The following is a 21,485-nucleotide window of genomic DNA, read 5'->3' as shown; positions in this document are numbered from 1 at the left end:
AGCGGTTCAGCCAGGGCCGTCCCTCATTCGGACAGGCGGCGGGCAACCTCGCTCATGAACCGCACGTCGTCATTCTTCGCCAGCCATTCCGCCTCCGCGCCGATCGCGCCCAGCATGTCGGCCAGCGAGTCCACCTCGTTCTTGGCGTAGTTGCCCAGGACATAGCCATGGACCTTGTCCTTATGCCCGGGATGGCCGATGCCGATGCGCACACGGCGGAAATCCGCCCCGATATGGGCGTCGGTCGAGCGCAGGCCGTTATGCCCGGCATTGCCGCCGCCGCGCTTCACCTTGACCTTCATCGGCGCAAGATCGAGTTCGTCGTGAAAGACGGTCACATCCTGCGGCGTCAGCTTATAGAAGCGCATCGCCTCGCCGATCGACCGGCCGCTTTCGTTCATGAAGGTGGCGGGTTTCAGCAGCAGGATCTTTTCCGGCCCGATGCGGCCTTCCTGCACCCAGCCCTGGAACTGCTTCTTTGGCGGGGAGAAGCGATGCATGTCCGCGATCAGGTCGGCCGCCATGAAGCCGACATTGTGCCGGTGCGTCGCATATTGCGGTCCCGGATTGCCGAGCCCGGCCCAGATCTGCATCCAATGTCCTCCACAATAGCAAAACCCCGCTCGGGATCGGCCCGAACGGGGTTGAGCAAAAACCTGTCGGCAGGAAAAGGCTTATTCGCCTTCGCCCTCGCCGTCCTTGGTCGTGTCGCCTTCGCTGCTCTTCAGAGCCGAGGGCGCGACGATCGTGGCGATGGTGAAGTCGCGGTCGTCGATCGCGGTCTTCGCGCCCTTGGGCAGGGTTACCGCGCTGATGTGGATCGAATCGCCGACTTCGAAGCCGGACAGGTCGACGACGACATCCTCGGGGATCTCGGCGGCATCGACCACCAGTTCGACCTCGTGACGCACGACGTTCAGCACGCCGCCCTTCTTCAGGCCCGGCGAGGCGTCTTCATTCTCGAAGCGCACCGGCACGTTGACGCTGACGGTGGCGTGTTCCGAAACGCGCAGGAAATCGGCGTGCAGCGGACGGTCGGAGACGGGATGGAACGCCACGTCCTTGGCCAGCGTGCGGACGGACTTGCCGCCGACTTCGACCATGACGACCGAATTGAAGAAGTGACCGGTGCCGAGCAGCTTGTTGAGGAGCTTTTCCTCGACGTGGATCGACTGGGGTTCTTCATTGTTACCGTAGATGACGGCGGGAACGCGGCCCTCGCGGCGGAGAGCGCGGGAGGCTCCCTTGCCTGCCCGATCGCGTGCCTCGGCCGACAGCGTAAGCTGCTCGCTCATTGCGTGTCTCCAAAAGCTAATTGATGTACCTTCCCGCCACGCCTCCAGGGATGACCATCGCGGGAAGGCGGCCCTTTAGCAGAAAAGGCGGCAAAGGCAAGGGCCGAGAGCCGGGGCGCGTAACTTGCCTGCCTCCCGCGTCCTCCCGATTCCCTCGGTCCGTGCTACTGCACCCGCGTGACCTTAAATCCCCTCGCCTCCAGCATCGCGATCAGGTTGCCCTTGCCGGTGAGGTGACCTGCGCCCACCGCGATGAAGGGGCGGCCCTTCATCGGCTCGATCGCCTTCACCCAGTCGCGGTTGCGCGCGACCAGTATCGCCTCTTCCACGACCGGGTCGGGTTGCTCACCAATCTCATCCTCCTTGGCGATCGCGGCCATGTCGCCCTTCAGCCAGGCGGCAAGGATGCGGTCGTACAGCGCCTTCATGCCCTTGGCTTCATGGACGGTCTGCACCAGCAGGCGCGATTGCGCGGTTGGGGGAAGCGTATCGAACGCGCCGAACTGCCGCTCCACCGTCTCCAGCCCTCCGATCGGCTTGCCCGCCTGCTTGAAGGTCGCGATCAGCACCGGCTCCACCCCGTCGCTTTGGCTGACGCCAAGGCCCTGCTGGCTGGCCGCCGACAGCAGCATCGCCGCCGCCCAGCTTTCATAGCCGGACAGCAATTGCGTGTTGGTGCCGCCATCGGCCATCGCCTTGTCCAGCGCGGCGACCTCGCTTTCCGGCACCCGCTTCTCCAGCGGCGGCAGGCCGGGGCTGCGGCCCATTTGCTCGAACAGCGTCAGCGTCTTCTGTTCGTCCTGCAGATCCGACGCCTCGAGCACCAGCCGGTCCGCCTGGCCCATCGCCTCCCTGATCGTCGGCGTGTCCCAGGCGACGCCCTTGGGCAGCACATGAATGGTGCCGAACAGCCATCCCTTCATGTCGCCCCGTTGGACCTGCCACAAGGCCGGGCCGCTACCGCTCGGCGGCTGCGGGGCAGGGGCCTTGTCGCAGGCAGTGACGATCAGGAGCGCGAAGAGTGCGAGCAGCCGGATCAGCACGGGCTTATTTCCCCACGCGCGTCGTCGTGACGCCCAATGCCTTCAACTGATCCTGCACGCTGTCCTTGCCCGCCAGATGGCCCGCGCCGACCGCGACGAAGACGGTGCCGGGCTTTCCCAGCCGCGCCTTGATCCATTGCGCCCAGCTCGCGTTGCGCCCGATCAGCAGCACCTGCGCCAGTTCGGGCGTCGTTTCCAGCGATTCGTTCATCATCTTCGCCAGCTTGTCGGGTTGCCCCGCCTGCCAATAGCGCAGCAGCGATCCGAACTCCTTTTCCATGTCGGGCAGGCCATCGACCGTGGCGTTCAGGAACTGGACCTGCTGCGCCATCGGTAGGCCGGCGAAGAAGCCGACCTGCTGCTCGATCGTCTCCAGTGCGTCGACCTTCTTGCCCGCGCCGGTCGCCGCCGCACGCAGGGTCTTTTCAGCGCCGATGTCGCTGCGATAGCCCAGCTTCTCCAGTGGCGCGACGGACAGCGCCATGCCGCTCATCCACGGATTGAACATCTCGAACGTCTGCCAGGGCAGCCCATTCGCCTGCATCGCCGCCTGATATTTGCCGCGCGCCTCCGGGCTCAGCCGGTCGGACAGCTTCACCCCGTCCTGCGCCACCGCCTGCCGCATCATCGTCGTGCCCAGCGCGGCGGGATCGTCCGGCTCCACGATCTCCAGCACCAGTTCGTCCGACGCGTCGAACGCCTGCTTCACCGGGCCGTTGAACCAGTCGATCCCCGGCTTCATCACATGGACCGTGCCGAACAGGTAGATGGTGGTGTCGGCATCCTTCGCCTGCCAGAGCGCCGGGGAGGCGGCGGACGCATCGCGCGCCTCCGCCCCCCCGCCCATCATCAGAAGAGCGGCGGGCGTGACGCGCAGCAGGGCGCGGAGCAGGACGGAGATCATCTTCATGCCCCCGAAGATGCGCATCGCATGCGCCAAGGGCAAGCGGGTTTACCCTCTTTGCGCCGCAATCGCTTGACCCTTCGGGAGCCATGCGCCAAGGCGCAGGGCCTGTCATTCAAGCAAATAGCGTAAAGAAGGACCATCGTGGCCGAAGGCAAAGCGCTTTCTTTCCAGGACCTGATCCTGACCCTCCATGCCTATTGGGGGCGGCAGGGCTGCGTCATTCTCCAGCCCTATGACATGGAGGTCGGCGCGGGCACATTCCACCCCGCAACCACGCTGCGCGCGCTCGGCCCCAATCCCTGGAACGCCGCCTATGTGCAGCCCAGCCGCCGCCCGACCGACGGCCGCTATGGCGAAAACCCCAACCGGCTCCAGCATTATTACCAATATCAGGTGATCATGAAGCCGTCCCCCGCGAACCTGCAGGAACTTTATTTGGGGAGCCTCGCGGAAATCGGCATCGATCCGCTGGTCCACGACATCCGCTTCGTCGAGGATGACTGGGAAAGCCCGACATTGGGCGCTTGGGGCCTTGGGTGGGAAGTCTGGTGCGACGGCATGGAAGTCACCCAGTTCACCTATTTTCAGCAGATGGGCGGCTTCGACTGCAAGCCGGTCGCGGGCGAACTGACCTACGGGCTCGAACGCCTCGCCATGTACATCCAGGGCGTCGACAGCGTCTATGACCTGCGCTTCAACGACGCGGGCGTCAGCTATGGCGACGTGTTCCTGGAAAACGAGAAGCAGATGTCGAAATGGAACTTCGAGGTGGCGAACACCGACAAGCTGTTCCAGTGGTTCAAGGATTGCCGCGCCGAATATGACCAGTGCATCGACGCCGGCGTCCCGCTCGCCGCGTTCGAGCAGGCGATCAAGGCATCCCACACCTTCAACCTGCTCCAGGCGCGCGGCGTCATCTCCGTGCAGGAACGCGCCAGCTATATGGGCCAGGTCCGCGACATGGCGAAGGGCAGCTGCGAAGCATGGATGAAGAGCAACGGGTGGGCGGCATGAGCGATTTCCTCCTCGAACTGCGCTGCGAGGAAATCCCGGCGCGGATGCAGCTGAAGGCGTCCGAAGACCTTGCCCGCCTCTTTACCGAGGAACTGGCGAAGGCCGGCCTCAAGCCCGCGTCGATCGACAGCTTCGTAACGCCTCGTCGCCTCGCGCTCATCGCGCGCGGCCTGCCGCTGGAAACCGCCGCCGTCAGCGAGGAATTTAAGGGGCCACGCACCAGCGCGCCCGATCAGGCGCTCGAAGGCTTCCTGCGTAAGACCGGCCTCACGAAGGACCAGCTGGAAGACCGCGATGGCATCTGGTTCGCCGTGATCAACAAGCCTGGCCGCGCGACCGCGGACGTGCTGGCGGAGGCTGTGCCCACGGTCGTGCGCGCCTTCCCCTGGCCCAAGTCGATGCGCTGGGGCACGGCCAGCCAGACGACCGAAAGCCTCCGCTGGGTCCGCCCGTTGCAGGGGATCGTCGCCATCCTGGGCGAAGAGTTGGTGGACATAGAGATCGAAGGGATCAGGTCGGGCTACGCCACGCTCGGCCACCGCTTCCATCACCCCGGCGAAATCACCATCGGCGGCGCGCATGATTATGTGGAGAAGCTGCGCGCCTGCCATGTCATCGCCTCTCATCAGGAGCGGCAGGCGGTCATCGAGGCGAAGGCGGCGGAAGCCGCCGCCGCGCACGGCTACAGCGTGATCGAGGACAAGGGCCTCGTCGCGGAGAATGCGGGTCTTACCGAATGGCCGGTGCCGCTGCTGGGCGATTTCGACCCCGCCTTCCTTGAGGTGCCGCCCGAAGTCATCCAGCTGACGCTGCGCATCAACCAGAAATATTTCGTGCTGAAGGATGCGACTGGCAAGCTCGCCCCCGCCTTCATCTGCACCGCCAATATCGAGGCGAAGGACGCCGGCGCGGCGATCATCGCCGGCAACCGCAAGGTGCTCGCCGCGCGGCTCTCCGACGCGCGTTTCTTCTGGGAACAGGACCGCAAGACGAGCCTCGCGGACCACGCGCAGAAGCTGGAGCGCATCACCTTCCACGAAAAGCTCGGCACCGTCGCCGACAAGGTGGAGCGGGTGGCGAAGCTGGCACGATGGCTGGTCGAGGAGGGGATCGTCAAGGGCGCGGACGCCGACCTAGCCGAACAAGCCGCCCGCCTCGCAAAGGCCGACCTCGTCACCGAAATGGTAGGCGAGTTCCCCGAGCTTCAGGGCATCATGGGCGGCTACTACGCCCGCGCCGAAGGCCTGCCGGACGCAATAGCCGACGCCATCCGCGACCATTACAAGCCGGTCGGGCAGGGCGACGAAGTGCCCATCGCGCCGGTGACGGTCGCGGTGAGTCTGGCGGACAAGCTGGATACCATCGCCGGATTTTTTTCCATTGGGGAAAAGCCGACGGGATCAAAGGATCCGTTTGCTCTTAGAAGAGCTGCTTTGGGTGTCATTGCTCTGGTGCTTCAAAGCGATCTGCGTGCGTCTGTTTACGATCTATTCAATGCTGCGGTCCCGAGTTCGGATGATCCGGACATGGCGACAATCGTCGCCGCTGACGATTTCAATGATTTTGTCATAGATCGTCTAAAGGTGCAGCAGCGTGATGCTGGTGTGCGTCACGATCTTATCGATGCTGTGGTCCTCATGGGCGGAGACGATGATGTGGGAGGTGAACGCGATCTCGTCCGCCTGCTGGCTCGCGTGAAGGCGCTTCAGTCCTTCGTCGCCACCGACGACGGCGCGAACCTGCTCGCCGGCTACAAGCGCGCCGCGAATATCCTCAAGAAGGAGTGGGAGACGCCTGCACCCGCCGCCGCCCTTTCCTACACCCCCGAACCCGCCGAAGCTGCGCTCATCGCCGCGCTCGACGCCGCGGAACCGCGCGCGGCGCGGGCGGTAGCGGACGAGCGGTTCGAGGAGGCGATGGCGGCGCTCGCCACGCTGCGCGCGCCGATCGACGCCTTCTTTGAAACGGTGACGGTCAACGATGCCGATCCGACGAAGCGCACGACTCGGCTCGCCCTCCTGGCACGGGTGCGGGACGCGGTGCACAATGTCGCAGACTTTTCAAAGATTTCGGGCTGACGTAACTTAATGTCACGTTTTGCGGGAAATATGCGAAGTTAAGCCGGATATCTCCTATTTTCCGGTTCCCATTCTCGCGCTAATGCGGCTAAATTGTTGCAGCGCACAAACACGGCATTCAGTGCAGGGAGAGCCGGATCATGATCAAGACGGAAGAAGCCAGCATGAACGACACCGCCACTCGCTATGTCTATCGGTTCGGCGGCGGCGTGAATGACGGGGGCAAGGGCGACAAGAACCTTCTCGGCGGTAAAGGCGCCAACCTCGACGGCATGGCCGCGATCGGCCTGCCGGTGCCTCCGGGCTTCACCATCACCACGGAAATGTGCACCCGCTATTATCAGGATGGCGGCGTCTATCCCGACAGCCTGAAGGCGGAAGTCGCCAACGGCATCTCCCATATCGAAGGCGTCACCGGCAAGCGCTTTGGCGATGCCGCCGATCCGCTGCTGGTCTCCGTCCGTTCGGGCGCGCGCATTTCCATGCCCGGCATGATGGACACCGTCCTCAACCTCGGCCTCAATGACGAGACGGTGCAGGGCCTAGCCGCGGCGTCGGGCGACGAGCGTTTCGCCTGGGACAGCTATCGCCGCTTCATCCAGATGTATTCGGACGTGGTGCTGGAACTGGACCATGGCGCGTTCGAGGAAGCGCTGGAGATCGCCAAGGAAGACCAGGGCTACACGCTCGACACCGAAATGACGGCTGACGACTGGAAGGCGCTGGTCGGCGAATATAAGAGCCTCGTCGCCAAGCTCTGGAACAAGCCCTTCCCCCAGGATGTGCATGACCAGCTCTGGGGCGCGATCAGCGCGGTCTTCGGATCGTGGCAGGCGGACCGGGCCAAGGTCTATCGCCGCCTCAATTCCATCCCCGGCGACTGGGGCACGGCGGTCAACGTGCAGGCGATGGTGTTCGGCAATATGGGTGACACCTCGGCCACCGGCGTCGCCTTCACGCGCGATCCCGCCACCGGCGAGAATGCCTATTATGGCGAATATCTGATCAACGCGCAGGGCGAGGACGTGGTCGCGGGCATCCGCACGCCGCAATATCTGACGAAGGCGGCGCGGGAGCGGGCAGGGGCCAAGCCCTTGTCGATGGAAGAGGCGATGCCGGACACCTATGCCGAGCTGGCGCGGGTGTTCCAGATCCTCGAAACCCATTATCGCGACATGCAGGACATCGAGTTCACGGTGCAGCAGGGCAAGCTCTGGATGCTCCAGACCCGCTCGGGCAAGCGCACCGCCAAGGCCGCGCTCAAGATCGCGGTCGACATGGCGCATGAAGGGCTGATTTCCGAGGAGGAAGCCGTCGCCCGCGTCGATCCCGCCGCGCTCGACCAGCTGCTTCACCCCACGCTCGATCCCAAGGCGCCGCGCGACGTGCTGACCAAGGGGCTGCCGGCTTCCCCCGGCGCGGCATCCGGCGCGATCGTGTTCGATGCCGACACGGCCGAGCGCCGCAACGAACTGGGCGATGCGGTCATCCTCGTCCGTGTGGAAACCAGCCCCGAGGACATTCACGGGATGCACGCGGCCAAGGGCATCCTGACCGCGCGCGGCGGCATGACCAGCCACGCCGCCGTTGTGGCGCGCGGCATGGGCCGCCCCTGCGTGTCGGGCGCGGGCAGCCTGTCCATCGACAATGCCAACAAGATCCTGCGCATCGGCGGCCGCGAGTTGAAGGAAGGCGACGTCCTCACCATCGACGGTTCGACCGGCGAGGTGATGGCGGGCGAAGTGCCGACCGTTCAACCGGAGCTGGCGGGTGATTTCGGCACGCTGATGGGCTGGGCGGACAAGGTCCGTCGCCTCAAGGTGCGCGCCAATGCGGAAACCCCGCTCGATTGCCAGACCGCGCGCGATTTCGGCGCGGAGGGCGTGGGTCTCTGCCGCACCGAACATATGTTCTTCGACGCCGCGCGCATCACCGCCGTGCGCGAGATGATCCTCGCGGACAGCGAGAAGGGCCGCCGCGCCGCGCTCGACAAGCTGCTTCCCGAACAGCGCGACGACTTCGCGCAGATATTCATGGTGATGGCCGGCCTGCCCGTCACGATCCGCCTGCTCGATCCGCCGCTGCACGAATTCCTGCCCCACGGCGAGGCGGAATTCGAGGAAGTGGCGAAGGCCGCGGGCGTCGGCGTCGAAGCCTTGAAGCGCCGCGCGGCCGAACTGCATGAATTCAACCCCATGCTAGGCCATCGCGGTTGCCGTCTCGGCGTCACCTATCCCGAAATCTACGAGATGCAGGCACGCGCAATCTTCGAGGCTGCCTTGCTGGTGAAGCAGCGCAGCGGCGAAGCGCCGATCCCCGAAGTCATGATCCCGCTCGTCGCGACCCGCAAGGAGCTGGAGCTGATGAAGGCGATCGTCGACCAAGTCGCGAAGGATGTGTTCGCCGAGCAGGGCGCGTCAGTCGAATATCTGGTCGGCACGATGATCGAACTGCCGCGCGCCGCGCTCAAGGCCGGGGAGATCGCCGAGGTGGGCGAATTCTTCTCCTTCGGCACCAACGACCTGACGCAGACGACCATCGGCATCAGCCGCGACGACGCCGGGCGCTTCCTGACACAATATGTGGACAAGGGCATCTTCGCCCGCGATCCCTTCGTCAGCATCGACGTGGAGGGCGTGGGCCAGCTGATCGAACTCGCCGCCGAACGGGGCCGGGCGACCCGCCCCGACATCAAGCTCGGCATCTGCGGCGAACATGGCGGCGATCCGGCGTCCATCGCCTTCTGTGAGAAGACCGGGCTCGATTATGTGTCGGCGTCGCCCTACCGCGTACCGATCGCGCGCCTTGCGGCGGCGCAGGCTGCGCTCGCCAGCAAATGACGCAAAAAGGGCGGGGATCTTGCCCCGCCCTTTTTTATCACCTTCAAGAGGTCCGCGCTTCAGCGCGATCCGGTAAGGCGGCCCAGCAGTCCCGGCTTGCTCTCGCCGCGCTCCAGCGCCAGCGCCTGACCGCGCCAGTCGTCGCGCGCGATCGTGCCGGGCGTCAGGCCCAGCCGCGCCTCCAGCGTCGCTTCCTGCTCGGCGTTGATGGCCGCAATCTGGCTGTAGCGGTGATAGCCCGCCTCGTTGAGCGCGACTTCCTCGCGCTGGCTGATCCCGCTGATACGGCTCAGATCGTCGCGGCCATGCATGCCGTTCGCCGCCACGCCGGCCGTTCCGGCGGCAAGGCCACCGGCTGCGGGCGTCGCGACGGGCGCGGGCCGCTGCCGCTCCAGCTCCACGATCCGGGCGTTCGCCGCCTCCAGCCGTGCATCCCGATCTTTGATGCCGGTGCGGTGGGCGACCCGCTCATCCTGCCACAGGCGCTTGAACTTCCCCCGCCCGCTCATCATCAGGCCCAATATCCAGCCGATGAGCAACGCTATGACCAGCAGCGCCAGGTCGTTCATCGTGAAGTTCATCATGGCACTCTCCTTCGGCCAGTCGAACGAGGGATGGGCCGAAAGGTTGCGACGCGTGCCCCCTTCGCAAAAGTGCAAAAAAGGGGTTGCCCAATCTGCCGCACGCTTCTATCTGCGCGTCTCCACGCACCCGTAGCTCAGCTGGATAGAGCATCAGACTACGAATCTGAGGGTCGGACGTTCGAATCGTTCCGGGTGCGCCATATTTTCGACCGGCGCTGTGGATGGGCTTGAAGCCCGCGTCGATCGATGAAAAAGCACCCGTAGCTCAGCTGGATAGAGCATCAGACTACGAATCTGAGGGTCGGACGTTCGAATCGTTCCGGGTGCGCCATTTCGGTTCGGCACGGCCAACCGCTCCAGCCTAAGATTGACAGACTGCCCTGCGAGGGTTCAGCGGATCACGCCACGATCGCGGGGATGCCGCATCGCCGTTGATGCACGCGCACGTCCGCTGATCCCAGCCTCACGCCCAGGGTCGCAGTAACGCTGTTCAACAGGCTGTCGATCACCGGCGCGGTCGTGCCCAGCAGGGCTCCGACGAGGGGGCTCAGCGGACTGTTGCCCACCGTGATGCCCAGCACCGACACCTGCACCTGCGTTCGCTGGGCAAGGCTGGCGGCGATGCCCTGCGTCAGGTCGGTTGTGCTGACGGTCTTGACCTGCTGCGCGTCGATCTCCGCCGCCGAAAAGCGCACGCTCTGAGCCTGCGTCCCGCCCAGCGAGACCTGGGCGAACCCTGTGATCTGCGTTCCCAATGTCTGCGCCAGCAGGGCGGTTCGCGGGGTGACCGGCATCGAGAAGTTCGTAAGCGCGGCGACATCCACGTCCCCCAACGCCGCAGATCCGATCGACGGCGTGACGGCGAGCGTGACGCCGCCATCCGGCCCACAGCCTATGTCCGAAAGGCGCGCCTCGGCTGCCGCCAACTCGACATAGAGGGGGATGCGCACGGATGCGAGGCCGCCCAGCGCCGTGGCGACCGTGCTTTCCAGGTAAAGGCGCGTCTGCGCCGTGCGCACCACCACCTCGCGGCTGCTGGTGAGGGTCATGAGCGGCGACCGGCTTTGCCCGCCGCCCGTGACCAGCATCAACCGTGTGCTGCTGAGGCCCGGAACGGTAAGTCTAAGGTCAATAGGAACGGACACGCCCGATGCCGGCGTGAGCACCATGCGCAGCATGGAAAAGGCGTCGAGCAGGATATTGGGCTGTCCGGCCGGATCGGCTGCGTTGCGCGCGGGCCCCAGGTCGATGATGTCGCTCATCCGCACGGTACGCCCCGGGATACGCCCGGCCAGCGCCAGTAGGGTCGTCGCGGCGGGGCTGCCCGCCGACGCATCCGCCATGGCGGCCAGCAGGGTGGAGAGCGGAATATCCCGGTCGAACAGCGCGCCATAGGCTTCGCCATCGCGGCCAAGCCGCAACCGCAGGGCATCGGCGACATGGAGGAGATCGAGATTGGCGCTCGCCAGCCCGTTATAGTCCATCACGGAAAGGTTGAGTTCCGTACCGGCAAGACTGGACAGCAGCATATTGGGTACGCCGCCGCTGAGCGACGCGAGACCGGTGCCGATGGAGAAGGCGGCCGCATCGGACTTGGCGGCGGTTGCCCGCGCCGCGAGATCGACGCCGTCGCGTCCCACCAGCAGCCGTCCGAAGAAGAGGGAAACACGCCGCTGCACCGCTATGCGGGTGGCGCCGCCTTCCGGGTCGCCCGCGCGAAATCGCGATGCGACGGGAACGGCCGGGTTGGCGGCATAGCTGCCGGCCTCCACCGACGCGATGGTGACACCGCCGATCCCGCTTCGCGCGATCAACTGTTCGGCCGCCGTGCGACCGCCGCTCGCCGCCGCGAGCGCGGCGGCGTCCGCTATCCCCTGCAACTGCCGTCGCGCAAGGTAGATGGAGCCAAGGTCCACGGCGACGGTGCTCGCGCCAGCCAGCATGAAGATCGATCCGGCAAGCAGCACGCTGATGCCGCCGCGACTGTCGCGCATCAGGCGGTCAGGGCAGCGATGGCCGATCATCCGGCGATCCGCACCACCGCACTGCGCTCCAGCACTTCCCCCGGCAGCGGCACAGGAAGTACGGAGAAGATCGTGGCGTTCGCGAGATTGTAGCGCAGCGTGACGGTGCAATAGCCGCCGCTCTCACTGGTGCCGAAAGCGATGGTCTGGGCGCCCGGCAAGGGAAAGGCGGCGCGGCTGGCGGTGACGCTCTGCTCGATCAGCATCCGTCGTTCGGCGCTGTCCAGCCCGGCCACCGCCGCGCGGGCCGCGTCGTTCGCCGCCTGTTGCAGGCTGTGCGCCGTCATGAACCAGCTGCCATAGGCCAATATGCCGAGCAGCAGCATCGCCATCAGCGGAACGGCGAAGGCGGCCTCCACGATCGCGCTGCCGCTAGGGTCGCGCAACAGGCGCCGAATGAAAGAGGCGGGTTTCGCAAACATGAGGGGCAGCCTATCGCCGGACGGTCAAAGGCTGGTTTTCCCAACGTCGCGCCGCCAGTACGCAATTTATGCAAAGCGGTTGAGCCGCCCGCTCGCGCAAAACGCCCGGCCTCCCGCAACAGTGAAGGCCCCGTGTCGACATTCATCCGAATTGGACGTGGTTCTACATATGTGCGTGGGCGCGCGCTGGGGTCACCAGGATGATCGCGCCTTCCGTACCATATGTGCCGTGCAGCCGGGCAACCGCGGCATCGACACGCGCCACCGTCCCGTCATTGGTCAGCAACTGGGTGATCAGCTGCCGGTCGCCATCGCCCCGCAACACGCTTTCCATCTGAGCACGGAAGGCCGGTCGGACGGCCAGTTCCACCAGATCGGCAATCGCCGCCTTGATCAGCCGTTCGCGCGGCAGGCCCAGCATGGCGCAGAAATCGCCATCGGCCGCCTCGATGAAACCGCGCGCTGATACCCGCACATGCGCGATCCCGCCATGTATCTCCATCGCCTTCATCATCGCCGACCGGACATCGGCCAGCCGGTGCCGCTGCATGTCGGCGGTGATGTCCCGCATCAGCAGCGCCACGCCCTGCGCGAACGGAAATGTCTGCACATGCAGCCAGCTTTCCTCGCGGAAGGGTGAGGGGATATCGGCTGCGCTCGCTTCCCCGGAGGCCAGGCTATGGCGGATATGCGCCTCGGTCAGCGTCCCGCTGATTTCGGGAAAGGCCTCCCTCAGCAACTGCCCCTCGACTTGCCTGTCCAACCGTCGCGCCATTCCCATCGCGACGCCGCTGGCATGGCCGATGGTCATGTCCGGGCCGATGAGGATCAAGCCCTGATGGATACTCGCCGCCAGCTCCAGGGTACGATCCTTTGGCGGATCTGTGCCGTCATCTTCGGCCAGAGTACGGAACCGGTCGAGGCCCATAAAAACATGGGTTTCCCGGCCGTGGTGCGTCACCATCACCGGCTCGCGGGATCCGACCTCCCGCCAATGGGCGAAATTGCGCACCAGTTCTGCAGCCGGCACACTCCTGCGGCGACGGTCGTCCAGCATCTCCGCTCCCTCCATCTCTATGATGAAGAGGGAGGATAGAAGGGCTCAGCCGGCGTGAAATCTCAACTGGGTTCGTTTCGGAGACAGGATCGCCTCAATAGCTGCGCTGATACTCCAGCGCGTCGAGGATCTTGCCACCCGCCATGAAGACCGCGCCCGAGCAGGCCAGCGCCAGCAATTGTCCGCCAGTTCCCGGATAGGTCTGCATATAGACGACGCCACGCTCCGTCGCGCCAAGCGCGAGCGCATAGATGACCAGAAAGGCCTCGAACTTGGTCTTGATCGTGAAAAGGCTCTTGATCCGTTCCATATCGACTCGTCCGCGTGACCCCCGAGGCTCAGATCGACAAGTCTCCGGAAAGCTGAAGATGGTCAACAAGCGTTAACCATGATTGTTCGATCTGCGCGATCAGCCGGGTATCGCTCAGGTCGTCGGGCGCGATCCGTTCGGGCCAATAGTCGGCTACGATCCGGGCGATGCCGTCCAGCCGCGCCTCATCCACCAGGAAGCGCGGGTCGATGTCGGCCGGATCGGCCACGACGCGCAACCGCAGGCAGGCCGGGCCGCCGCCATTGGCCATGGACTGGCGCACATCGACCGGTACGAGCCGGCGAATGGGGCCGTTTCCGGCGATCATCCCTTCCAGCCAGCGCCACACTGCCGGCACCTGCTGCGCCTCGGTCGGCAGGATCAGCGCCATGCCCGCTCCATCCGGCAACGTCACGAGCTGAGCGTTGAAAAGGTAGGAGGCGATAGCATCGGACAGGCTTACGGCGCTGGCCGGCACTTCCACGATCTCGACCGCAGGCAGGGCCGCTCGCAGATCGGCATAGAAGCGATCCTTGTCGGCGAACGCCTGTTCATGGGCGAACAGGACATGCTCATTTGCCACCGCCACCACATCATTGTGAAACGCGCCGGCGGCGATCGCCTCTTCCGACTGCTGGGCGAACAAGGTGCGCGCGGGATCGAGGCCGTGGATGCGCGCGATCGCCTTGCTCGCCTCCACATGCTGGCGCGCCGGGAAGGCGCCGCCCGAGCGGCCATAGACGAACACCTCCACGCCTGCGCGGTCATGCGCTGGCGAAAGCCGCATATGGTTCGCCGCGCCCTCGTCACCGAATGGAGCGGGGACGGGGCCATGCACGGCAAAGGCGCGTTCGTCCGAAAAGGCGACGCGCAGCTGCGCCAGCGTCTGCGGCCATTCATGGCTTCGGTGCGGCATGGTGACGAGGTTTGCGACGGTCAGGTGCGTCCGCCCGTCGGATGTATCGCTAGCCGGGGAAACGGTCGCCGCATTGGCCGCCCACATGGAGGATGCGGACATCGCCGCTGCCCGGATATGCGGATCGGCACTGCCCACATCAACACCCAGCCTTGCGAGCCACGCGCTGTCAGGCCGCCATTGCGGCAGGAATATGCCCTGGCGCAGGCCAAGACGGATGTTGCCGCGCATCTTCTCGATCCCCTGCAGCGCTGCGGCACGGGGTTGGGACACTGCGCCAGCATTGCGCGCTGAGGCGAGATTACCGAGGCTGAGGCCCGCATAATTGTGGCTCGGCCCAATGATCCCGTCAAAATTGATCTCGATAGCGCTCATGCCCGCCCCGCCATGGTGAAGCCGTCGCCCGGTTGGAGCCCAAGCCGCGCGGCGCTGGCGGCGTCGAGCGAGAGGCCGCCAGTGCCGTCATCCTGCACGAAACCCCAAGTGCAGCGATAATGGGCAAGCCGCCCGGTCGCGATCAGCATCCTGTCCCCGCCCTTGTCGTGCATCGATGACAGAGTGACGTCTCGCGCCGCCGCGATGGTCTTCAACTGGTCGACCTGTCCAACCATCGTCGGCCCTCCGTCGAATATGTCGACATAGCCGGCATTTTCGAACCCTTCGGTCTCCAGCATCCGCATCGCGGCGCGGCCATTGGGATGGGGCAGGCCGATGACGGCGCGGGCGCTGTCGGTCAGCATCGCGGTATAGATCGGCGTCTTGGGCATCAGGTCGGCGATGAACTGGTTGCCGTTCACCGCATTGAACTCGTCCGCCTCCTGGAAGCTCATGCCGAAAAAGCGGCCGGCAAGGCCGTCCCAAAAGGGCGAGCCGCCCGCCTCGTCAATGACCCCGCGCAGTTCAGCGATCACCCGGTCCCCGAAACGGGCACGATGGTTGCGGATGTAAAGGTAACGGCTGCGCGCCAGCAGCAGGCCCAGCCCTTCCGCCCGCTCGCGCGGATGGAGAAACAGGCCGCCCACTTCCACCGACCCTTCCAGATCGGTGGTCAGCGACAGCATCTGCGCGCGGAAGGTGCGCCCCAGCTCCCGACTATGCTGGGTCAGCACGCCCAGACGGTAGGAATAGAAGGGGAAGCTTTGCCCGACCGTCGAGAAAATCTGGCATGTACCGCGCACTTGGCCGGTGTCGACATTTTCCAGCACCATGACGATCAGTTCGTCCGCAATGCCGTCGCCCTCGCGCGCCAGCGCCTGCTCGGTTCTTTCCAGCTTGGCGGCGAGCGATTTGCGATCCGGGGGCAGATTGGTGAACCCGCCGCCGGTCAGCTTCGCCATTTCGTAGAGCGTCTGTATGTCGTCGGCGCGCGCGATGCGCATGATGAAGCTCAAACCGCCATCCCCTCTTTATCATAGTCTCCCAGCGCGATCCGCATCAGCGCCAACGCGGAAAGCTGCGCCCGTTCCGCCAGGCTGTCGGTCAGCAGAAATTCCGCGTCGCTGTGGATCGCGCCGCCACGTACCCCCATCGTATCGACCACCGGCACGCCGCAGGCGGCGATGTTATTGCCGTCGCATACCCCGCCCGTATCGCGCCAGTCGATCGGCAGCCCCAAGTCCGCGCCGCAGCGCTTCACCAGCCCGAACAGCCGCTCCGCCTTCGCGTCCATGGGCTTGGGCGGCCGACCGAAGCCGCCATGCAGGTGCAGGCTGACGTCATGGTCCCGCGCGACATCGGCCATCGCCCGGTCGATCAACGCGCGGGCGGCGATTTCATCTTGTTGCGTCCGGGGCCGGAAATTGACGCGCAGCACGGCATGGTCCGGTACGACATTGTTCGGCCCGCCGCCGTCGATCTTCGCCGGGTTGCAGGAAAAGCCTGCGCCGCTTCCCGCCTTCAGCCGCAGCGCCAGATCGGCGGCGGCCAACAGCGCATTGCGCCCGTCATCCGGGTTCCGCCCGGCATGGGCGCTGAGGCCCGTCACGATGATGGAGAAGTTGCCGCTGCCCGCCCGCGCGCCCGCGAGCGTCCCGTCGGGCAGGGCAGGCTCGTAGGTGAAGGCAGCAATCTTGCCGGCCGCCGCTTCCCGCAGAAGCGATGCGGATGAAGGGCTTCCAACCTCCTCATCGCTGTTGATTAGAATGTCATAGCCGAGTGCAGCGGCCGCGCCCGAACGCTCGAACGCGCCCAGTGCCGCCAGCATCACCGCGATGCCACCCTTCATGTCCGCGACACCGGGACCGTTAAGCCGGCCGGGTTCCAGCCAATGCTGATGCTGGAACGGATGATCCGCCCCGAACACCGTGTCCATATGGCCGGTCAGCAATATGCGGCGCTGCGCATCCGGGCGGACGGACAGGCGCAAATGCCTGCCATGATCGATCGTCGAAATCCGGCCATCTGGCGCGACGGTCTCGACCGCGTCTCCCGCCAACAGTTCGACAGTGCCCGGCAGGACGGAGAAGGCGTCCGCCAGGGTCGCGGCCATGGCGTCGAGCCCTGCAAGATTGCGCGATCCGCTGTTGATCGACGCCCATCGCTGCACCTGCGCCAGCATCGGCGCGGCGGCGGCGTGGTCCAGCAGGGCCTGTTCCTCGGGGGTGAGACCGGTCATGCACCGGGTCTATCAAAGGCTGGAGCGCCTCTCCACCCCCGCACGAAAATTACCGTGCCTAGAAATCATATGTCAACGTCAGGCGGCTGAGCGTGTCGAGCCCGCCCGTCTGCAACAGCGTCTCCGATTCATACTGCACATTGTAGGAGAAAGCGGCCGACCAGCGGGTGGTGACCTTCGTTTCGACCGATGTCAGCGCGTTGAACGTGTAGACGTCGCTTTCGGCATAGGCGGATGCGGTCTGCTTGAAGGTCAAGGTGGGCAGCGCCCGCCACGCCAGCGCCATCGATCCGCGGACCCCCACCTTCGTCTCGCGCGGGCCGATGACATATTTGGCATGACGGATCGACGGCCCCAGGTCGGCGGAAAGGTCCAGCGGCTTGGACATGATGATCTTGTAACCGACGCCGACCGATCCCGTATAGCGTTCTTCATACCCGATCGACGTGTCCCGCTCGAACTGGGCGAGGCCGTAGGCGAACCCGCGCGGGTCGAACTGATAGCGCGGCTCGTAGCTGCCGAAATAGCGCTCGCGCGACGTCACCCCGTTGGCGCGGCGATAATCGGCGCTGGCGGTCAGCTTGTGCGTCCATTCAATGCCTTCGCGCGTGGCGGTCGCCGCAACGCTGATGCCCAGTTCGCTGGTCGAACCGGTCGAGCGGAAGCCGCCCGCCTGGATGCGCCCGGTCCATAATTCCGTGAATCGCGCCTCGCGGATGACACTTTCGTGGGTCGCCTTGGTGCGGTCCTTCCAGCGGGTGACCATGCGCTGGATTTCCTCGGCGGATGCCGGGTTCGTCTGCTTCGCGATCTTCGCGACGGTGGCAATGTCGGTTTCGTTGCCGTTGGCGATGGCGGCTTCCATCATCTCCCGCACCGCCGGAGGCAAAAGGGCGTCCTCATCGGCTCGCGCCGCGACAGGCAGGCTAGCGAACAGCAATGATAGAGGTATCAGACTGGCATGCATGCCCATATGATACTTGTCTGACAAAAGATTTTAAGCCCTCAATTGCATGTCGGGTCAGATAAGCGCGTGGAACTCCTGCACGATGTCGCGGTAGAGCTTCCGCTTGAACGGAACGATGAGGTCCGGCAGCGAGTCAGGCTCGGCCCACTTCCACGCGCGAAATTCCGGATGGTCCGTGGCGATATCGATGTCGCCATCCTCGCCAACGAAGCGCGCCAGGAACCAATATTGCCGCTGCCCGCGATATTTGCCGCCCCACAGTTTGCCGATCAACTCAGGCGGCAGATCGTAGAAATGCTCGTCCTTGCTCTTGGCGATGATCTCGACATGCTCGCGGCCGATGCCCGTTTCTTCGCGCAATTCGCGTAGGGCCGCGGCGCGGGCATCCTCGTCGTCGTCGATTCCGCCCTGTGGCATCTGCCAGGCTTCGGTACTGTTGTCGATGCGCTGGCCGACGAACACCTTGCCGTCCATGTTCACGAGCATGATTCCTACGCACGGGCGGTAGGGCAGAGTCTTGTCATCAGGCGTGGAAGCCATGTCGTCCCCAGATAGATTGTGCGGCGTGCCTTTCCCGAGGCGCTCGGCCGCGCTTGCACCAAGGAAATAAGCTGCTGGTCCTCGCGCGTCCATCACGCGAATCGTACCAACGTCGTTTTGCGACGAGCCGTGATGGCAATATGGCCCAAGTGCCGCTTGGAACCGGGGGAAGGGGGGCGCATTGCCGCTTCATGCCCGATCCCGTCCTGCTCTGGTTCCGCCAGGATCTGCGCCTGTCAGACCAGGCTGCCCTTGCCACCGCTGCGGCCGAAGGGCCAGTGATCCCGGTCTATGTGCTGGATGATGAAACCCCGCGCCGATGGGCGATGGGGGGAGCGTCGCGCTGGTGGCTGCACCACAGCCTCGCCGCGCTGGATTCCAGCCTGAGGGCAAGGGGTTCGCGCCTGATTTTGAGACGCGGCAAAAGCGCAGACGTCCTTGCCGCGGTCGCCAAGGAAAGCGGAGCATCGCGCGTTCACGCCCTTCATCATTATGAGCCGTGGTGGCGCAACGCGGAAAAGGCCGTGGCGAAGACGCTCGACCTCTGCCTGCATGACGGCACGCTGTTGCTCCCACCGGGGGCTGTGCGGACCGGATCGGGCAGTGCCTACCGCATCTACACGCCTTTCTCTCGGGCAGTGATGGAACATATGCCGCCAGTGGAGCCTCACCCCGCGCCGCGCGCTATCCCGGCTCCGTCGCGCTGGCCGGAAAGCGATTCGCTCGCGGATTGGGCGCTGTTGCCGGATCTCCCCAACTGGGCCGAAGCCTTTGCCAAGGACTGGACACCGGGCGAAGAAGGCGCGCAAGCGAATGTCGCCGCCTTCCTCGACGAGGTCGGCGATTACCCTACCGCCCGCAACCTTCCCTCGATCGAAGGGACGTCCCGCCTCTCGCCGCATCTGCATTTCGGTGAGGTGTCGCCAGCCTATGTCTGGCATCGGGCCTGCGCTTCAGGTCATGATGCAACCATCTTCCTCAAGGAACTGATCTGGCGCGATTATGCGCACACTCAGATTTGCAATTTCCCGACCTATGGTTCGGCGAACGCCCGCGCGGATTTCGACAATATGGGCTGGCGCGACTTGCGCGAGGCGAAGGGAGATTTCGATGCTTGGAAGAAGGGGCGGACCGGCTATCCCATCGTGGACGCGGGCATGCGACAGCTTTGGACGACGGGTTGGATGCATAACCGTGTGCGCATGATTGCCGCCAGCTTCCTGATCAAGCATCTGCTGATCGATTGGCGGCATGGCGCGCAATGGTTCTGGGACACGCTGGTCGATGCAGATTATGCGAACAACAGCGTCAACTGGCAATGGGTGGCGGGCAGCGGCGTGGACGCCAACCTCTTCACCCGAATCTTGGCCCCGCTGACCCAATCGGAAAAATTCGATGCAGCCGACTATATCAGGCAGTGGGTGCCGGAACTTGCCGGCCTGTCGGACGACGCCATCCACGATCCCGACGCCCACGACGCGAGGCCGGACGCCTATCCCGCCAAGATCATTGGGCACAGAGAAGGGCGGGAACGCGCCCTTGCCGCCTATCACGCCATGAAGCGGTGATTGCGGATCATCGCTGCTTGCGGCAGAGATGACGTCATGAATGCCAGCGATCCGCGCCGGGGGCGCCGCGCCCTGTCCCTCCGCCAACCGCCCCGCAGCGGCAAGAGCGGATATGTCGCGCGCGTGAGCGCCCCGATCTTCCACCGGCTGCTGGATCGCATCGACCTTGGGCTGGAGGAGGGTTCGCTGGAGGCAAGCCTGCCCGACGGCACGCGCCGCCTGTTGGGCGGCCGGCGGGATGGGCCGTCCTGCGTCGTCCGCCTGCACCGCTGGCGCGCGCTCGTTCGGTTGGCGACCGCAGGCTCGGCCGGCTGGTACCGCGCCTGGGCGGCCGGCGAATGGTCAAGTCCCGACCCGGTGCCGCTGTTCGCGCTCTTCATGCGCAACGCGGTTTCATTGGGGCGGGTTGCCAGGCCGAACGGACCAGCGCGCTGGATCGGACGGCTGATCCACTGGGCGCGCCGCAACAGCCGAGCAGGATCACGTCATAACATCGCCTATCATTACGACCTCGGCAACGACTTCTATTCGGCGTGGCTGGACAGGAACATGCATTATTCCAGCGCCTTGTTCACCGATCCTGACAGTCCACGCGAAACATTGGAGCAGGCGCAACGGCGGAAGGCCGGCGCGATACTCGACCGGCTGCACCTCAAGGACGGAGACAGGCTGCTGGAGATCGGCTGCGGCTGGGGCGGCCTGGCGGAACAGGCGATGGAACGGGCCGCAATCGCCTATACCGGCCTCACCCTGTCCACCGAGCAGGCCGATTATGCCAGCGATCGCCTGGGGTCAGGCGCCCGTATCGATTTGACCGACTATCGCGACGCGCGGGGACACTATGACGCGATCGCCAGCGTCGAAATGGTGGAGGCGGTGGGGCAGGCCTATTGGCCCGCCTATCTCGACGCCATCCATCGACTGCTCAAGCCCGGCGGCCGTGCGGCGATTCAGTATATCCTGATCGACGACGCCATTTTCGAATCCTACGCGCGGGCAGCAGATTTCATCCAGACATATATCTTCCCCGGCGGCATGCTGATCTCGGAAAGCCGGTTCCGGGCACTGGCGCAGGAGCGCGGACTGGAGTGGTGTGATGTCCGCCGCTTCGGCCAGCATTATGCGCAAACGCTGCGGCAATGGCGTGAGCGCTTTGACCGGGCGCTGGAAGAGGGGCTTCTCCCCTCCAGTTTCGACCAGCATTTCGTGGCCTTATGGCGCTACTATCTCATGTACTGCGAAGGCGGTTTCCGCGGCGGCGGCATCGACGTGGCGCAGGTGACGCTCGTCAAGCCCGCCTGAACGT

At 65.0% G+C, this 21,485-nt stretch carries 19 protein-coding genes and 2 tRNA genes; 7 read left to right on the top strand and 14 right to left on the bottom strand.

Features of this window, described 5'->3' with window-relative positions; translation table 11 throughout:
- Positions 1-23 precede the first annotated feature (23 nt).
- The 4 genes from pth to ACFQ24_RS13210 all read right to left on the bottom strand — a co-directional run bounded on the left by pth (position 24) and on the right by ACFQ24_RS13210 (position 3,248).
- Complete coding sequence (gene pth, locus ACFQ24_RS13225) at positions 24-593, bottom strand: aminoacyl-tRNA hydrolase (protein WP_380911924.1); 570 nt, start codon at positions 591-593, stop codon at positions 24-26.
- A gap of 81 nt (positions 594-674) precedes the next feature.
- Positions 675-1,295: a 50S ribosomal protein L25/general stress protein Ctc gene (locus ACFQ24_RS13220; RefSeq protein WP_380911922.1), complete on the bottom strand. Its 621-nt coding sequence runs from the start codon at positions 1,293-1,295 to the stop codon at positions 675-677.
- Between the two features lie 164 nt (positions 1,296-1,459).
- Complete coding sequence (locus ACFQ24_RS13215) at positions 1,460-2,335, bottom strand: TraB/GumN family protein (RefSeq protein WP_380912032.1); 876 nt, start codon at positions 2,333-2,335, stop codon at positions 1,460-1,462.
- 7 nt (positions 2,336-2,342) lie between these two features.
- Complete coding sequence (locus tag ACFQ24_RS13210; protein ID WP_380912030.1) at positions 2,343-3,248, bottom strand: TraB/GumN family protein; 906 nt, start codon at positions 3,246-3,248, stop codon at positions 2,343-2,345.
- 138 nt (positions 3,249-3,386) lie between these two features.
- Here ACFQ24_RS13210 and ACFQ24_RS13205 point away from each other — a divergent pair, with 138 nt between their 5' ends.
- From ACFQ24_RS13205 to ppdK, 3 genes are all read left to right on the top strand, one after another.
- Positions 3,387-4,259 carry a glycine--tRNA ligase subunit alpha gene (locus ACFQ24_RS13205; protein WP_380911920.1) on the top strand — a complete coding sequence of 291 codons (873 nt, stop codon included), beginning with the start codon at positions 3,387-3,389 and terminating at the stop codon, positions 4,257-4,259.
- Complete coding sequence (gene glyS / locus ACFQ24_RS13200; RefSeq protein WP_380911918.1) at positions 4,256-6,337, top strand: glycine--tRNA ligase subunit beta; 2,082 nt, start codon at positions 4,256-4,258, stop codon at positions 6,335-6,337. The genes ACFQ24_RS13205 and glyS overlap by 4 nt, the downstream gene beginning before the upstream one ends.
- Positions 6,338-6,477: 140 nt before the next feature.
- Positions 6,478-9,177: a pyruvate, phosphate dikinase gene (ppdK, locus tag ACFQ24_RS13195; RefSeq protein ID WP_380911916.1), complete on the top strand. Its 2,700-nt coding sequence runs from the start codon at positions 6,478-6,480 to the stop codon at positions 9,175-9,177.
- Between the two features lie 59 nt (positions 9,178-9,236).
- On the opposite strand, the gene ACFQ24_RS13190 is transcribed toward ppdK, so the two are convergent.
- Positions 9,237-9,758, bottom strand: a complete 522-nt coding sequence (locus ACFQ24_RS13190; protein WP_380912028.1) for a hypothetical protein — start codon at positions 9,756-9,758, stop codon at positions 9,237-9,239.
- A gap of 126 nt (positions 9,759-9,884) precedes the next feature.
- On the opposite strand from ACFQ24_RS13190, the gene ACFQ24_RS13185 reads away from it, so the two are divergent.
- Together ACFQ24_RS13185 and ACFQ24_RS13180 are read left to right on the top strand one after the other, a co-directional pair.
- A tRNA-Arg gene (locus tag ACFQ24_RS13185) sits at positions 9,885-9,961 on the top strand.
- 54 nt (positions 9,962-10,015) lie between these two features.
- A tRNA-Arg gene (locus tag ACFQ24_RS13180) sits at positions 10,016-10,092 on the top strand.
- Positions 10,093-10,159: 67 nt separating this feature from the next.
- On the opposite strand, the gene ACFQ24_RS13175 is transcribed toward ACFQ24_RS13180, so the two are convergent.
- From ACFQ24_RS13175 to ACFQ24_RS13135, 9 genes are all read right to left on the bottom strand, one after another.
- Positions 10,160-11,785, bottom strand: coding sequence for a pilus assembly protein TadG-related protein (locus ACFQ24_RS13175; protein WP_380911914.1), 1,626 nt, complete (start codon positions 11,783-11,785; stop codon positions 10,160-10,162).
- On the bottom strand, positions 11,782-12,207 hold the full coding sequence (locus ACFQ24_RS13170; RefSeq protein ID WP_380911912.1) for a TadE/TadG family type IV pilus assembly protein: 426 nt from the start codon (positions 12,205-12,207) through the stop codon (positions 11,782-11,784). Before ACFQ24_RS13170 ends, ACFQ24_RS13175 begins: the two co-directional genes overlap by 4 nt.
- A gap of 163 nt (positions 12,208-12,370) precedes the next feature.
- Entirely contained in the window at positions 12,371-13,264 is an 894-nt protein-coding gene (locus ACFQ24_RS13165) for a PAS domain-containing protein (RefSeq protein ID WP_380911910.1), read from the bottom strand.
- A gap of 94 nt (positions 13,265-13,358) precedes the next feature.
- Positions 13,359-13,574 carry a hypothetical protein gene (locus ACFQ24_RS13160; RefSeq protein ID WP_380911908.1) on the bottom strand — a complete coding sequence of 72 codons (216 nt, stop codon included), beginning with the start codon at positions 13,572-13,574 and terminating at the stop codon, positions 13,359-13,361.
- Between the two features lie 28 nt (positions 13,575-13,602).
- Positions 13,603-14,865, bottom strand: a complete 1,263-nt coding sequence (locus ACFQ24_RS13155) for an N-succinylarginine dihydrolase (RefSeq protein WP_380911906.1) — start codon at positions 14,863-14,865, stop codon at positions 13,603-13,605.
- Positions 14,862-15,881 carry an arginine N-succinyltransferase gene (locus ACFQ24_RS13150; protein ID WP_380911904.1) on the bottom strand — a complete coding sequence of 340 codons (1,020 nt, stop codon included), beginning with the start codon at positions 15,879-15,881 and terminating at the stop codon, positions 14,862-14,864. The genes ACFQ24_RS13155 and ACFQ24_RS13150 overlap by 4 nt, the downstream gene beginning before the upstream one ends.
- The gene (locus ACFQ24_RS13145) at positions 15,878-17,104 is read right to left on the bottom strand and encodes a hydrolase (protein WP_380911902.1); all 1,227 of its coding nucleotides are present in this window, start codon (positions 17,102-17,104) and stop codon (positions 15,878-15,880) included. Before ACFQ24_RS13145 ends, ACFQ24_RS13150 begins: the two co-directional genes overlap by 4 nt.
- A gap of 58 nt (positions 17,105-17,162) precedes the next feature.
- Positions 17,163-18,071 (bottom strand): DUF481 domain-containing protein, encoded by a 909-nt coding sequence (locus ACFQ24_RS13140; RefSeq protein ID WP_380911900.1) that lies wholly within the window; start codon positions 18,069-18,071, stop codon positions 17,163-17,165.
- A 54-nt stretch (positions 18,072-18,125) separates the two neighbouring features.
- A complete protein-coding gene (locus ACFQ24_RS13135; RefSeq protein WP_380911898.1) occupies positions 18,126-18,611 on the bottom strand; it encodes an RNA pyrophosphohydrolase in 486 nt (161 codons plus the stop codon).
- A 191-nt stretch (positions 18,612-18,802) separates the two neighbouring features.
- Between ACFQ24_RS13135 and ACFQ24_RS13130 the strand changes: the two genes are divergently transcribed.
- The gene (locus ACFQ24_RS13130) at positions 18,803-20,179 is read left to right on the top strand and encodes a cryptochrome/photolyase family protein (RefSeq protein ID WP_380911896.1); all 1,377 of its coding nucleotides are present in this window, start codon (positions 18,803-18,805) and stop codon (positions 20,177-20,179) included.
- Between the two features lie 36 nt (positions 20,180-20,215).
- Positions 20,216-21,481 carry a class I SAM-dependent methyltransferase gene (locus ACFQ24_RS13125; RefSeq protein ID WP_380911894.1) on the top strand — a complete coding sequence of 422 codons (1,266 nt, stop codon included), beginning with the start codon at positions 20,216-20,218 and terminating at the stop codon, positions 21,479-21,481.
- Positions 21,482-21,485: the final 4 nt, after the last annotated feature.

It is taken from the genome of Sphingobium olei, from assembly GCF_042678845.1.
Taxonomy (GTDB): domain Bacteria; phylum Pseudomonadota; class Alphaproteobacteria; order Sphingomonadales; family Sphingomonadaceae; genus Sphingobium; species Sphingobium olei.
Note: the sequence above shows the minus strand (reverse complement) of the source record. Positions and strands in the feature narration are given on the sequence as shown.